General features: G+C 59.8%; 13 protein-coding genes and 1 tRNA gene. 3 read left to right on the top strand and 11 right to left on the bottom strand.

Translation table 11 applies throughout. The features are described from left to right. Positions 1–9: 9 nt before the first annotated feature. Genes B9Z40_RS01130 through B9Z40_RS01095 form a run of 8 tightly spaced genes read right to left on the bottom strand, consistent with a single transcriptional unit; the run spans position 10 to position 5,548 of the window. Positions 10–429 (bottom strand): biopolymer transporter ExbD, encoded by a 420-nt coding sequence (locus B9Z40_RS01130; RefSeq protein WP_100171493.1) that lies wholly within the window; start codon positions 427–429, stop codon positions 10–12. Between the two features lie 10 nt (positions 430–439). Continuing rightward, on the bottom strand, positions 440–1,138 hold the full coding sequence (gene tolQ, locus B9Z40_RS01125; protein WP_100171492.1) for a protein TolQ: 699 nt from the start codon (positions 1,136–1,138) through the stop codon (positions 440–442). Next, positions 1,135–1,557 carry a YbgC/FadM family acyl-CoA thioesterase gene (locus tag B9Z40_RS01120; RefSeq protein ID WP_100171491.1) on the bottom strand — a complete coding sequence of 141 codons (423 nt, stop codon included), beginning with the start codon at positions 1,555–1,557 and terminating at the stop codon, positions 1,135–1,137. The genes tolQ and B9Z40_RS01120 overlap by 4 nt, the downstream gene beginning before the upstream one ends. After that, positions 1,554–2,741, bottom strand: a complete 1,188-nt coding sequence (locus B9Z40_RS01115) for a pyridoxal phosphate-dependent aminotransferase (RefSeq protein ID WP_100171490.1) — start codon at positions 2,739–2,741, stop codon at positions 1,554–1,556. The genes B9Z40_RS01120 and B9Z40_RS01115 overlap by 4 nt, the downstream gene beginning before the upstream one ends. An 11-nt stretch (positions 2,742–2,752) precedes the next feature. Next, positions 2,753–3,277 (bottom strand): transcription antitermination factor NusB, encoded by a 525-nt coding sequence (nusB, locus tag B9Z40_RS01110; protein ID WP_100171489.1) that lies wholly within the window; start codon positions 3,275–3,277, stop codon positions 2,753–2,755. Continuing rightward, positions 3,277–3,783 (bottom strand): 6,7-dimethyl-8-ribityllumazine synthase, encoded by a 507-nt coding sequence (gene ribH / locus B9Z40_RS01105; protein WP_100171488.1) that lies wholly within the window; start codon positions 3,781–3,783, stop codon positions 3,277–3,279. Before ribH ends, nusB begins: the two co-directional genes overlap by 1 nt. Positions 3,784–3,785: 2 nt before the next feature. Beyond that, positions 3,786–4,913: a bifunctional 3,4-dihydroxy-2-butanone-4-phosphate synthase/GTP cyclohydrolase II gene (gene ribBA / locus B9Z40_RS01100; RefSeq protein ID WP_100171487.1), complete on the bottom strand. Its 1,128-nt coding sequence runs from the start codon at positions 4,911–4,913 to the stop codon at positions 3,786–3,788. After that, entirely contained in the window at positions 4,910–5,548 is a 639-nt protein-coding gene (locus tag B9Z40_RS01095) for a riboflavin synthase (RefSeq protein WP_100171486.1), read from the bottom strand. Before B9Z40_RS01095 ends, ribBA begins: the two co-directional genes overlap by 4 nt. A 240-nt stretch (positions 5,549–5,788) precedes the next feature. On the opposite strand from B9Z40_RS01095, the gene phaR reads away from it, so the two are divergent. Next, positions 5,789–6,346: a polyhydroxyalkanoate synthesis repressor PhaR gene (gene phaR, locus B9Z40_RS01090; RefSeq protein ID WP_199172511.1), complete on the top strand. Its 558-nt coding sequence runs from the start codon at positions 5,789–5,791 to the stop codon at positions 6,344–6,346. A gap of 57 nt (positions 6,347–6,403) precedes the next feature. Further along, the gene (rimO, locus tag B9Z40_RS01085; protein WP_100171485.1) at positions 6,404–7,801 is read left to right on the top strand and encodes a 30S ribosomal protein S12 methylthiotransferase RimO; all 1,398 of its coding nucleotides are present in this window, start codon (positions 6,404–6,406) and stop codon (positions 7,799–7,801) included. Between the two features lie 133 nt (positions 7,802–7,934). Here the strand turns inward: rimO and B9Z40_RS01080 are convergent. After that, positions 7,935–8,019, bottom strand: a tRNA-Leu gene (locus B9Z40_RS01080). Positions 8,020–8,037: 18 nt separating this feature from the next. Here B9Z40_RS01080 and rnr point away from each other — a divergent pair. After that, entirely contained in the window at positions 8,038–10,314 is a 2,277-nt protein-coding gene (rnr, locus tag B9Z40_RS01075) for a ribonuclease R (RefSeq protein WP_100171484.1), read from the top strand. Between the two features lie 6 nt (positions 10,315–10,320). Here the strand turns inward: rnr and B9Z40_RS01070 are convergent, their stop codons facing one another. Then, positions 10,321–11,814, bottom strand: coding sequence for an NAD(P)H-hydrate dehydratase (locus B9Z40_RS01070; protein ID WP_100171483.1), 1,494 nt, complete (start codon positions 11,812–11,814; stop codon positions 10,321–10,323). Continuing rightward, positions 11,811–13,166: an amidase gene (locus B9Z40_RS01065; protein ID WP_100171482.1), complete on the bottom strand. Its 1,356-nt coding sequence runs from the start codon at positions 13,164–13,166 to the stop codon at positions 11,811–11,813. The genes B9Z40_RS01070 and B9Z40_RS01065 overlap by 4 nt, the downstream gene beginning before the upstream one ends. Positions 13,167–13,214: the final 48 nt, after the last annotated feature.

Raw genomic sequence — 13,214 nt, 5'->3', positions numbered from 1 at the left:
CCCGAATCCTCAAGGGGCCAGCTGGACCGACAAACCCACACGCGCGATGCCCGCACGCTGCAGGCTGTCCATGACCTTGACCACGGTTTCGTATTTCACGGTCCGGTCGGCGCTGATCACCACGGCGGTGTTGTCACCGTCACCCACCAGGCCTTTGACGCTGGTAGCTACGCTGGCGAGGGTGGCGCTGTCGGTTTTGCCATCACTCACCAGTTCCAGGCGCTCGTCTTTTTGGATCACGATCTGGATGACTTTGTCGGGTTGCTTGGCGGCTTTGCCCACGCTGGGCAGGTCGACCACGCTGGGCGTGATCATGGGCGCGGTCACCATGAAGATGATCAGCAGCACCAACATCACGTCGATGAAGGGCACCATGTTGATTTCGGCGATGGTGCGGCGACCACGGCCCCGAGATGAAACACCGGGCATGACGTTCCTTTCAGTGGCCCGAGGCCGAGCTGTTGGCTCCGCCCAGGCTGCGCTGCAGGATGTTGGAGAACTCTTCGATGAAGGTTTCCAGCTTGATGGCAATACGGTCCACGTCGTGAGAGAAGCGGTTGTAGGCCAGCACGGCAGGGATGGCGGCAAACAAGCCAATGGCGGTGGCAATCAGGGCTTCGGCGATGCCCGGGGCCACGGTGGCCAAGGTCACTTGTTGCAAGCTGGCAAGCCCGGTGAAGGCGTGCATGATGCCCCACACGGTGCCAAACAAACCGACATAAGGGGAGATGGATCCGACCGAGGCGAGGAAAGCCAATTGCGATTCGGCCACATCCATTTCACGCTGGAAGCTGGCCCGCATGGCGCGGCGTGCGCCGTCAAGCAAGGTGCCTGCGTCGCTGATCTGGCGCTCACGCAGTTTTTGGTATTCGCGCATGCCACTGGCAAAAATGCGTTCCATCGGGCCGGACAGTTTGGCGTTTTGGCTGGCCGAATTGAACAGCTCGTTCAAGCTGGTGCCCGACCAAAATACGCGCTCAAACTCTTCGTTGAGGTTCTTGATGCGTTTGATGGCCCCGAGCTTGCGCACGATGGCGGCCCAGCTGGACACCGAAATCGCCAGCAGCAGCAAGACCACCAATTGCACGACAAAACTGGCGTGCAAGAGCAGCGAGACGATGGACATGTCTTGGTTCATTTCAGGGCTTCCAGAACGGGGGCCGGAATGCGGCCAGGTTTCAAGGTGGTGCTGTCGACCCAGCCCAGGCGGATGGTGCCTTCGGCCAGCAGTCGGTCGGGTTGGCCTTGGGCACGCAAATAAGCGCGCTGGGCAATGGTCAAGCTGGCTTTGCCGCCGTTTTGCAATTCGGCGGTGACGACCAAGGTGTCGTCCAGACGGGCTGGCGAATGGTATTTGACAGCGGTTTCAGACACCACAAACATGCCGCCCGATTGGTCGCGCAACACCTGTTGACCAAAGCCCAGGGCGCGCAGCCATTCGGTGCGGGCGCGCTCAAAAAACTTGAGGTAGTTGGCATAAAACACGATGCCGCCCGCGTCGGTGTCTTCCCAATAGATACGGATGGGGTGCGCAAAAGCGGCGGTACTGTCGGTCATGGGTTCAACCAGGCTTTCAGGCGCGCAATCGCGGTCTGCAGTTCGGCCATGGAATTGGCGGTGGAAAAGCGCACAAAGCGGGCGGTTTGGTCGGTGCCAAAGTCGCGCCCGGGCGTGATGGCCACATGGGCGTGCTCCAGCGCGGCAAAAGCAAAGTCCCAGCTGTCTTTGAGGCCCAGCTTTTGGCAGGCGGCGGTGCAGTCGGCCCAAGCGTAAAAAGCGCCATCGGGGGCGACGGGTACCGTCAGGCCCAGCTCATTGAGTGCTGGAATGAAGTAATCGCGCCGGGCTTTGAACTCGGCGCGGCGGCGCTCGTATTCGGCGATGCTCTCAGGTTCAAAGCAGGCCAGAGCCGCTTGTTGCGCCACCGTGCTGGCACAGATGAACAGGTTTTGCGCCAAGCGCTCCAGCACGGGCGTGAGCGTTTCGGGCACCACCAGCCAGCCCAAACGCCAGCCGGTCATGTTGAAGTACTTGCTGAAGCTGTTGATGCTGATGACGTCGTCGCCCAGTGCCAGGGCGCTTTGGCCAAAAGTGTCGTCGTGGCTCAGGCCCAAATAGATCTCGTCGATGAGGGTGATGCCGCCATGGCTGCGCACCACTTCGACGATGCGGGCCAGCTCGGCCGGATCGATCGAGGTGCCCGTGGGGTTGGAGGGCGAGGCCAGCAAAACGCCACGGGTTTGAGGGCCCCAGGCGGCAGCCACTGTGGCAGCACTCAACTGAAAGCGTTCTTGTGCGGTGGTGGGCACCAACACGGCCGTGCCTTCGGCCGCGCTCACAAAGTGGCGGTTGCAGGGGTAGCTCGGGTCGGGCATCAGGATTTCATCGCCCTGGTCAATCAGCGCCAGACACACCAGTTGTAGCGCCGCCGATGCACCCGCCGTGACCACAATCCGGCTGGCCGGTACCTGCACGTTAAAGCGCTGCGCGTACCAGTCGCTGATGGCTTGGCGCAAAGCGTCCAAACCTAAAGCGGGGGTGTATTGGGTTTGCCCAGAAGCAATGGTGGCCTGCGCGGCTTGTTGTACGCGGGGTGGGGCGGTGAAGTCGGGCTCGCCAATGTTCAAAAACACCACGGGCCGATCGGTGTGGGCCACCTCACGGGCTTTTTGGGAGGCAGCTTTGGCCACTTCCATGACCCAAAAGGGCTCGATCCGCTCGGCTCGCTCAGAGATGCGCATGGTGGTGTGGCTTATTTGATGCGGCCAGATTGGCGGTCGGCCTGCACTTCTGCGCTGCGCAATTCGGGGGCCAATCCCCCCAGAACCGCGTTCACATACTTGTGGCCGTCGGTGCCGCCAAAGTCTTTGGCCAGCTCAATGCATTCGTTGAGCACCACGCGCCACGGCACGTCCAGGCAGTGTTTCATTTCGTAAACACCGATCCACATGATGGCGTGTTCGATGGGCGAGATCTCTGCAAATTGACGGTCGAGTTTGGGCGCGATCAGAGCGTCCAGACTTTGGGCTTGTTCGATGCAGCCGTAAAGCAAGGCGTCGTAATGGGCCGAATCGGCTTTGTGAAAGCCCGACAGGTCGCGGGTGAAGACGTCGATGTCGGACGCCTCGTTGCGGCCCACGATGAATTGGTACAAGGCTTGTAATGCAAATTCACGCGAGCGGCTGCGGGCAGGCTTGGCTGAGGACTTGCGTGTGCCGGCTGCACCAGGTGGCGTGCCTTCGTTGGCGGTGTCGGGCGTGCTGGTCGAATCGTTCATCAGGCTTTGTCTTCTTCGTCGAATTCATCGGCCAACTCGGCCATGTCGGCGGCCAAGTCGTCCATGATGCAAGCCATTTCAACCGCGACGCGGGCAGCGTCACGGCCTTTTTCGGTTTGGCGGGCGATGGCTTGGTCGAGGTTCTCGGTGGTCAAAATCGCGTTGGCAATGGGCAAGTTGTAGTCAAGGGACACGCGGCTGACACCCGCGCCGGACTCGTTGGCCACCAATTCAAAGTGGTAGGTTTCACCACGGATGATGCAGCCCAGCGCAATCAGTGCGTCGTACTCGGCCCGCTCGGCCATGGCTTGCAAAGCGACAGGCACTTCCAAGGCACCCGGCACCATGACGTGGTCGATGCTGGTCACGCCCAATGCTTCAAGTTCAGCAATGCAGGCCTTTGCCAGTGCATTGGTGATGTCTTCGTTGAAACGCGCCTGCACGATGCCGATGTGCAGAAATTGGCCGTCGAGTTCTTCGGCTTGGCCTTTGTTGGCGTCTTGCATGTTTATTCCTTGGGGATGTAAGCGGTGATTTCGAGGCCGTAGCCGGTCATGCTGGGCATGCGGCGCGGGTTGCCCATGAGGCGCATTTTGTGCACGCCGCACTCGCGCAGGATCTGAGCGCCCACACCGTAAGTGCGCAGGTCCATCTTGCCGCGTTCGGGCGCTTGGGCCGAGCGGGCACGGCCTTCAAACTGGGCCAGCAATTGGTCTGCCGATTCGCCGCAATTGAGCAGCACCGCCACACCGCTGCCTTGGGCGTTGATGTATTTCAGGCTCGCGTCCAGGCTCCAGGAGTGCATGGCGCGGTTGACTTCGAGGGCGTCGAGCACCGACAGCGGTTCGTGCACGCGAACTGCAACTTCAGAGTCGGCCGACCATTGGCCTTTGACCAGAGCCAGGTGCACAGTTTGGCTGGGTTGGTCGCGGAAGGCGTGGGCTGTGAATTCGCCGTGGGCGGTTTGCAGCGTGCGGCTGCCGATGCGCTCGACCAGCGACTCGTTGCGGCTGCGGTACTGGATGAGGTCGGCAATCGTGCCGATTTTCAGGCCGTGCTCGGCCGCAAAGATTTGCAGGTCCGGTAGGCGGGCCATGGTGCCGTCGTCTTTCATGATCTCGCAAATCACGGACGAGGGTGAGCAACCGGCCATGGCGGCCAAATCGCAACCGGCTTCGGTGTGGCCTGCACGCATGAGCACGCCACCGTCCACTGCTTGCAGCGGGAAGATGTGACCCGGCTGTACCAAGTCGGTGGGCACCGCGTTTTTGGCCACGGCCACTTGCACGGTCTTGGCGCGGTCAGCGGCCGAGATGCCGGTGGTCACGCCTTCGGCGGCTTCGATCGACACCGTAAAGGCGGTGCTGTAGAAGGTGCCGTTGCGAGCGGCCATGGGGGGCAGCTTCAAAAACTCGCATCGCTCACGGGTGAGCGTCAGGCAAATCAGGCCCCGGCCAAAGCGGGCCATGAAGTTGATGGCTTCGGGTGTGACATGGTCAGAAGCCAAGACCAGATCGCCTTCGTTTTCACGGTCTTCTTCGTCGACCAGGATCACGATGCGACCGGCTTTCATCTCGGCCACGATCTCTTCGACGGGCGAAATCGCCACGGGGGTCAGTTGCGCGGGGGCGTTCATGCAGGGTCTTTCTGAGTCAGGCCTGCGCTGAGCATGCGCTCTACATAGCGGGCCACGGTGTCGATTTCGAGGTTGACCCGGCTGCCCGCTTGGAGGCTGCCAAGGGCGGTGTTGTCCACGGTGTGGGGGATCAGGTTGATGCTGATCTCACACCCATCGGCCAGATCGGCCACGCGGTTAACGGTAAGACTGACCCCGTTGACGGTGATCGAGCCTTTATAGGCGAGGTATTTGGCCAAGGTGTGGGGCGCCAGGACGCGCAGTTCCCAGCTTTCGCCAATTTGTTCGAAATGGCTGATGTGGCCAACGCCATCGACATGGCCGGACACGATGTGCCCGCCCAGACGGTCATGGGCTCGCAGCGCTTTTTCGAGGTTGACGGTGCCTTCTTGGTCCAAACCGCTGGTTTTGTCGAGCGATTCGGCCGAGATGTCGATGGTGAATTGACGGCTCTCTGGGCTGAAGGTGGTGACGGTCATGCAAGCGCCGTTCAAGGCGATGCTGTCGCCCAGGCCCACATCGTCAAGGTACCCGGCGGGGGCCTCGATGGTGAGGCGCTTGCCGTGGTGTAAAGAGCGACCCAGGTCGTGGATGGCGACGATTCGCCCCACGCCGGTGATGATTCCGGTGAACATAGCTGTCTATTTTCGCAGGTAAAGAGCGTTTATCGGCTGGCCTCGCAACAAAAATGCGCGCAGTCCAGTGCGTCAGGTGCTGGCTTGACTCATGTAAAGCTCAGGGTAAACCAAGGCGACAAGCCACAAAGTGTGTGCCTAGAATGGTGCATTGCAGCAGATTTTTCATAGGCTGCTTCTCACCAGGAGTTTTCTTTGCCGGCCAAATCTCCAATTCAATCGACCCAAGCCACCAAGACAATCCGGTCTGGGAAGACGGCCAGCCCACCCGAGTCGCCATCCTTGGTGGCTCGCACCATCAAAAAATACCCGAACCGCCGGCTGTACGACACCGAGACCTCCAGTTACGTGACCTTGGCAGAGCTCAAAAAACTCGTGATGGCCTCAGCGCCCTTGGTGGTGCTTGATGCCAAAACCGGCGAAGACCTGACACGTTCCATCTTGTTGCAGATCATTTTGGAGGAAGAGTCTGCGGGCGTGCCCATGTTCAGCGAAGCGGTTTTGTCCAACATCATCCGTTTTTATGGCCATGCCATGCAAGTTCACATGGGTTCTTATTTGGAAAACCATGTTCAGTCCTTCATGGACTGGCAAAACAAATTGGGCGAATCCAGCCCGGCCCTCAGCCCCGAGGTTTGGACGCAGTTCATGAAGTGGCAGACGCCGCTGATGCACAACATGTTTTCGGGACTGGCCGATCCCTCTCAAAACGTGATGGTGCAGATGCAAGATCAGGTGCAAAAACAGATTCAGAAAAATGCCGATCAGTTCTTGGGCGCGATGGGTTTGAAGTCATGAGGGGTGAAATAGGCCGTTTTGTCACAAGACGGTCGTTTTTGCGGGGACAATGGGGGCATGAGTGAAATGACCGCAACTGCACCCCTTCCGACCCCCAAAGTGGGTTTTGTCAGCCTGGGTTGCCCCAAAGCCCTGACCGATTCCGAACTGATCCTGACGCAATTGAGCGCCGAGGGTTACCAAACCTCCAAAACCTTTGAAGGCGCTGACTTGGTCATCGTCAACACCTGTGGGTTCATTGACGAAGCCATCAAAGAGAGCCTGGACACCATTGCCGAGGCCCTGAGTGAAAACGGCAAGGTCATCGTGACCGGTTGTTTGGGAGCCAAAACGAGTGAGGGCGGCGGCAACATGGTGCTTGAAATGCACCCCAGTGTGCTGGCCGTGACCGGGCCGCACGCCACACAAGAGGTGATGGACGCGGTGCACACCCATTTGCCCAAACCACACGACCCGTTTCTGGATCTGGTGCCAGGCGGTTTTGGCGAGGCGGGCCTCAAGCTCACGCCGCGCCACTATGCTTATTTGAAAATCAGCGAAGGCTGCAACCACCGCTGCACGTTTTGCATCATCCCTTCTATGCGCGGTGACTTGGTCTCGCGCCCGATTGGCGATGTGCTGAAGGAAGCCAAGTCCCTTTTTGAAGGGGGTGTGAAAGAGTTGCTGGTTATCAGCCAAGACACCTCTGCGTATGGGGTGGATGTGAAATACCGTACCGGGTTTTGGGACGGCAAGCCTGTCAAAACCCGCATGCTCGAGTTGGTTCAGACCTTGGGCGAGATGGCCCGCGCGCACGATGCTTGGGTGCGTTTGCACTATGTTTATCCCTATCCCAGTGTGGACGACATCATCCCCTTGATGGCCCAGGGTTTGGTCTTGCCCTATTTGGATGTGCCGTTCCAGCACAGCCACCCCGATGTGCTCAAACGCATGAAGCGCCCGGCCAGTGGCGAGAAAAACCTGGAGCGCATCCAGCGTTGGCGCGAACTGTGTCCAGAGTTGGTGATTCGCAGCACTTTCATTGCCGGCTTCCCGGGCGAGACCGAAGAAGAATTTGAGCACTTGTTGGGCTTTTTGCGTGAAGCGCAGATTGATCGGGCAGGCTGCTTTGCTTACAGCCCCGTGAAAGGGGCCACGGCCAATGAACTGCCAGGCATGTTGCCCGAAGCACTGCGCGAAGAGCGCCGTGCCCGTTTCATGGCGGTGGCCGAAGAGGTTTCGATTGCCCGATTGCACCAGCGCGTGGGTTCCACCATGCAAGTGTTGGTAGACAGTGCGCCGGCCATGGGCCGTCGTGGTGGCGAAGGCAGAAGCTTCGGCGATGCGCCAGAGATCGATGGCGTGGTGCGTTTGTTGCCGCCCGAGAAGCTGAGCAAGACTTTGAAAGTGGGTGAATTCACCCGAGCCCGCATTGTCAGCGTGGAAGGCCACGATTTGGTCGGGGTCCCCGTTTGACACCAGCGCTTGAACTGCCGCGCACCTCTGGGCAAGCGCAGCAGTCCTTCAAGATGTTTTCAGTCAACAAAAAAGCCGTTGATCAGAAATCAACGGCTTTGAGTGTTTTTTTACTTACCGTGTTCGATAAGATTGGTGCCCAGAAGAGGACTCGAACCTCCACGATGTTACTCGCTAGTACCTGAAACTAGTGCGTCTACCAATTCCGCCATCTGGGCGCCTCAGGAATAAAAGGATTGTATATCAAAAAAGTAGCGCCACCCAGCGGCTTGCTGGAAGAAATCGAAGGCAGTGTCCAAGGACACCGCGATGGTCATGGCTTCTTGGTCCGTGACAGCGGCGACTCTGACATTTACCTGTCCCCCAATGAAATGCGTGCCGTTTTGCACAAGGACCGTGTGAAGGTTCGCATCGTGCGTCAGGACCGCAAAGGGCGACCGGAAGGCCGCATTGTTGAAATCCTTGAACGCCCCGAGCATCCCATCATCGGCCGATTGCTGCACGAAGGCGGTTTGTGGTTGGTGGCGCCCGAAGACAAGCGTTACGGCCAAGACGTGATGATTCCCAAAGGGGCCACGGGCGCTGCCAAGCCAGGCCAAGTAGTGGTCGTGGAGTTGACCGAGCCGCCTGCATTGTTTGGCCAGCCTGTGGGCCGCGTGAAGGAAGTGCTGGGTGAGATCGACGACCCAGGCATGGAGATTGAAATTGCCGTGCGCAAATACAGCGTGCCGCACGAATTTTCTGCCCTGTGCGTTGACCAAGCCAAAGGATTGCCTGACAAAGTGTTGGCCAAGGACCGCAAAGACCGGGTCGATTTGCGCGATGTGCCTTTAGTCACGATCGACGGCGAAGATGCCCGCGACTTTGACGATGCGGTGTATTGCGAACCGGCCAAAGTGGGCCGCGGCAAAGGCTGGCGTTTGTTGGTCGCGATTGCCGATGTCAGCCACTATGTGCAAACAGGCAGCGCGATTGACATCGACGCTTATGACCGCGCCACCAGCGTTTATTTTCCGCGCCGCGTGATCCCCATGCTGCCCGAAAAATTGTCGAATGGCCTGTGCTCCTTGAACCCGGATGTGGACCGCTTGTGCATGGTGTGTGACATGCTGGTCAACGCCAAGGGCGACGTGCACGCTTACCAGTTTTACCCGGCGGTGATGCACAGCCATGCGCGATTCACTTACACCGAAGTGGCCGCCATTTTGGGCAACACGCGCGGGCCAGAAGCGGCCAAGCGCAAGGAGCGCGTCACTGACCTGATGAACCTGCAAGACGTTTACAAAGCGCTGCTGGCTTCGCGTGAGGTGCGCGGTGCTGTTGACTTCGAGACCACTGAAACACAGATCGTGTGCGACGAGAGCGGCCGTATTGAGAAAATCGTGCCCCGCGTGCGCAACGAAGCGCACCGCCTGATCGAAGAAGCCATGCTGGCAGCGAACGTTTGCAGCGCCGATTTCATCCAGCAGGGCAAGCACCCTGGCTTGTTTCGCGTGCACGAAGGCCCGACGGCCGAGAAAAAAGACATCCTGCGCAATTACCTCAAGGCGCTTGGTTTGGGCTTGAGCATCAGCGACGACCCGCACACCAGCGAGTTCCAGAAGATCGCGCAAGCGACCAAGGACCGCCCGGATGCGCAGCAGATCCACACCATGCTGCTGCGCTCGATGCAGCAGGCCATTTACACTCCGGTCAACAGCGGACATTTTGGTCTGGCCTACGAGGCTTACACCCACTTCACCAGCCCGATCCGGCGTTACCCGGATTTGCTGGTGCACCGGGTCATCAAGGCGATTTTGCTGGACCGCAAATACACGCTGCCCAGCCTGCCAGTGCCCGGCGAGGCGCATGCCAAGCTGAGCAAACGGCTGGAGAAAAGTCGTGCGGCCAAGGGTGATGCGCCCGAGTCGTCCGCGCCACGGGTGCGCATGTCGGCTGCCGACCAACGCGCTTGGGAGGCTGCGGGTCTGCACTGCAGCGCCAACGAGCGTCGCGCCGACGAGGCCAGCCGCGATGTGGAAGCCTGGCTCAAGTGCAAATACATGCGCGAGCATTTGGGTGAGGAGTACAGCGGCGTGGTGTCGGCGGCCACCAGTTTCGGTATCTTTGTCACGCTGGACGCTCTGTATGTCGAGGGTTTGGTGCACATCACCGAGTTGGGTGGCGAGTACTACCGCTTTGACGAGTTGCGCCAAGAGTTGCGCGGCGAGCGGACAGGCATCCGTTATGCCATTGGCAGCCGTGTCCAGGTGCAGGTCAGTCGGGTGGATTTGGACGGTCGCAAGATCGATTTCCGTCTGGTGAATGACGGTGACGACTTGGTGCCCCGCGCCATGCGCGACAAGGGCGTTGTGGTACCCGGCGAAGGTGGGCGAGGCAAAAAGCAAGCGTCGACCGATCGCAGGCAAGCTGATGCTGAACGCAACCGTTCTCCGATTCAGGCGCTCAAAGCTTCTGTGAAAAAAGCGGCGACCAAGAAAAAAGGCACGCGCACGACCAAGCCGCGCCGCTGATCGGCCTCAGACCAGCCGCTGTGCCAAGCGGCTGGCGGTGAGGGCCTGGCCGTTTGGCCAGTCGTTGGCCACTTGGCCATGCTGCGCCACGGCCGTGCAAGCGGCCTCAAAAGGGGCCAAACACTGTGCCATGCGGGCAGCGATCAAACCGGCCAGCACATCACCCGTGCCGCCCGTGGCCAATCGACCATTGCCTGTGGGATTGATGCGCGGTGTTTGTCCGGGTGCTGCGATCACTGTGCCCGAGCCTTTCAAAACCACGGTGCATTGGTACAACTCCACCAGATCTTGTGCCGCTTTCAGGCGGTCGCTTTGAACTTGGGTGGTGCTGGTGTTCAGCAAACGAGCGGCTTCCAAGGGGTGTGGGGAGATCACCGTGGGGTGATCTTGAGTGCGTTGGCGCAGCAATGATTGAAGGGCTGGGTCTTGCGACAACGCATTGAGGCCATCGGCGTCCAGCACCAATTGCATGGATCGACTCAGAACCTCAGGCAAGATTGTTTTGACAGACGCCCCACCGCCACAACCGCACACCACATGCAGCCGCTCCAAGTCCAGACTTTGCCAACTTCGCTGCATCAGGTCGGGTGTTGCGCTGAGGGTGGCTTGGCCTGAAAGCAGGCTCAAAATGACGCGGCCAGCGCCCGCATGCAAGGCCGCAGTGGCCGCCAGCACTGCGGCACCGGTCATGCCCATGCCGTGAAGATCCGCTTCGCCGCCGATCACGGCCACATCGCCGTGGCTGCCTTTGTGGCTGGCATGACTTTTCTCTTGGTGCCTTGTTCTTGGGTTGAGCCATACGGCAGGCTCTGACCCACCCGTGCTATGCGTGAAGCCCAAGTCGGCCAGCCAAATTTGCCCGCACATGTCGCGCCCATGCCCCATGAAAAGACCGGGTTTGGCGGCGATGAAGGTGAGCGTGTGGTCGGCTCTGACGCATTCAATGTCTTGGCTTTGCCCCAAGAACTGTCCCGAATCTGCGTCCAGTCCTGTGGGCACATCAACGGCCAACACGGCTGCTTGTGATTGGTTGATGGCTTGTACCCAAGTGAGCATGTCGCCCTGCAGTCGCCGAGTGGCACCCATGCCCAAAAGTGCGTCAATGACCAGGTCTTGTTGTCCCAAGTTTTTCAGTCCGTCGCTGGGCAGTCCATCAGCAATGGGAACTCCGGCGGCGTGTGCCCGTTGCCAAGCGGCTCGGGCGTCCGAGGGCAATGCCTCGGCTGGCACCGTCATGCTCACCTGCACTGATTTACCCCATTGGTGCAGATGAAAGGCCGCTTCGAGTCCGTCACCCCCGTTGTTGCCTGGACCTGTTGCGATCCAGATGTGCTGTGCATGCGGTGCCACGGCCATGGCCAGCTGGGCTGTGGCCAATCCCGCTTGCTGCATCAGCGGGCTGGCGCTTCGCGCTTGCAACAAAACTTCCAGAGCCCGAATGCTGTCTCGGCCATACAAAGGCCATGCACAGTCAGCATTCAAGCTTTGCAGGTGAATCATGAGGCTTGCAGCACAGGCTCGAGGTGCAGGGCCAGCTGCAAAATGGTGTCGTCGTGCATGGCGGCGTGCCAAGCCATCATGCCCACGGGCAGTTCGCCCGGTGCGTGGCAGGGCAGCGAAATCGCGCAACCGTCCAGCGTGTTGATGGCGCTGGCGTTGCGCAGCAACAAGGCATTCACCCTGAAGAATTCGGCATCGCGATCGGCACCCGGGGCCACAGTGCTGATGAGGGGGGAGGTGATGGGCGTGGTGGGCGACAACACCGCGTCAAAGCGCTGCAATCGTTGTGTCATGCGGCGAATCCAGTCCGCACGGTTTTGTACCAATTGGATGTACTCGTGTGCAGACATTTGGGCACCCCGCTGAATGCGCAGCGCTACGCGAGGGTCGTATTCATGGGCATGCTGAGCCAGCAGTTCGCGGTGCCAGGCGTAGCTTTCGGCAGGGCTGAAGCCGCCAGTGGCCATCATGGGGCCGAGTTCCAGCAGTTCGGTCAATGGAATTTCTTCAATCTGGGCCCCTGCGGCACGCAAATTTTGCAAACTGCGCTCAAAAGCCCGGGTGACGCCGCTGTCCATGCCGTCTTGCATCAGGCTTTGTGCCACGGCGATACGGTAGGTGGACAGAGGTCTTGTGGATGTGGGCACCTTTCGGGCCGACAACACTTCATGGGCCAATATCGCATCTCTGACCGAGCGGGTCATGGCGCAAACTGTGTCCAGCGTGGTGGACAAGGGCAGTGCACCTTGGGTGGGGACACGGCGAGCGGTGTTTTTGAAACCCACGATGCCGTTCAGAGCAGCTGGAATGCGGATGGAGCCGCCCGTGTCAGAGCCCAGCCCGATGAAGGCCGCGCCGGTGGCCACCGAAACACCAGCGCCTGAGCTGGAACCCCCTGGGGCATGGGGGGCTTGAGGTGCTCCGGCGGGCTTGTCCGTCAAAGCGTCCCATGCGGCAGGTGTGCCATGGTGTGGGTTGATGCCCACCCCTGAAAAGGCAAACTCGACCATGTGGGTGCGGCCAATGAAGCCTGCGCCTGCGGCACGCAAACGCGCGATGGCCGGGGCGTCTTGACTTGCCGCTGGCTGGTTTTGCAGAAAGGTGGAGCCTGCTGCCGTGTTTTGGCCCTGCACATCAAACAAGTCTTTGACCGAGACAGCCAAGCCCGCCAGAGCTTGTGTCGGTGCATGGGGCTGGGTCGCGGTGGTTCTCAGGCTCTCGGCCGTAATTTGCCTGAAAACATGCTGGCAAGCTGGGCTGTGTGCAATCTCCAGGCAGGCCTCTGCCACTTCCAAAGCTTGTTGGCGGCCATTCAATAGGGCTTCGCGGGTGGCGATCAGGTCTGATTTCATCGGGTGGTGCCTCGAAAAAGGGGTGTCTGGGTGCTACAATCCTAAGGC

This window comes from Limnohabitans sp. 15K (assembly GCF_002778285.1).
Taxonomy (GTDB): Bacteria; Pseudomonadota; Gammaproteobacteria; order Burkholderiales; family Burkholderiaceae_C; genus Limnohabitans_A.
The sequence above is the reverse complement of the archived record's forward strand: the minus strand, read 5'-3'. Positions and strand labels throughout refer to the sequence as shown.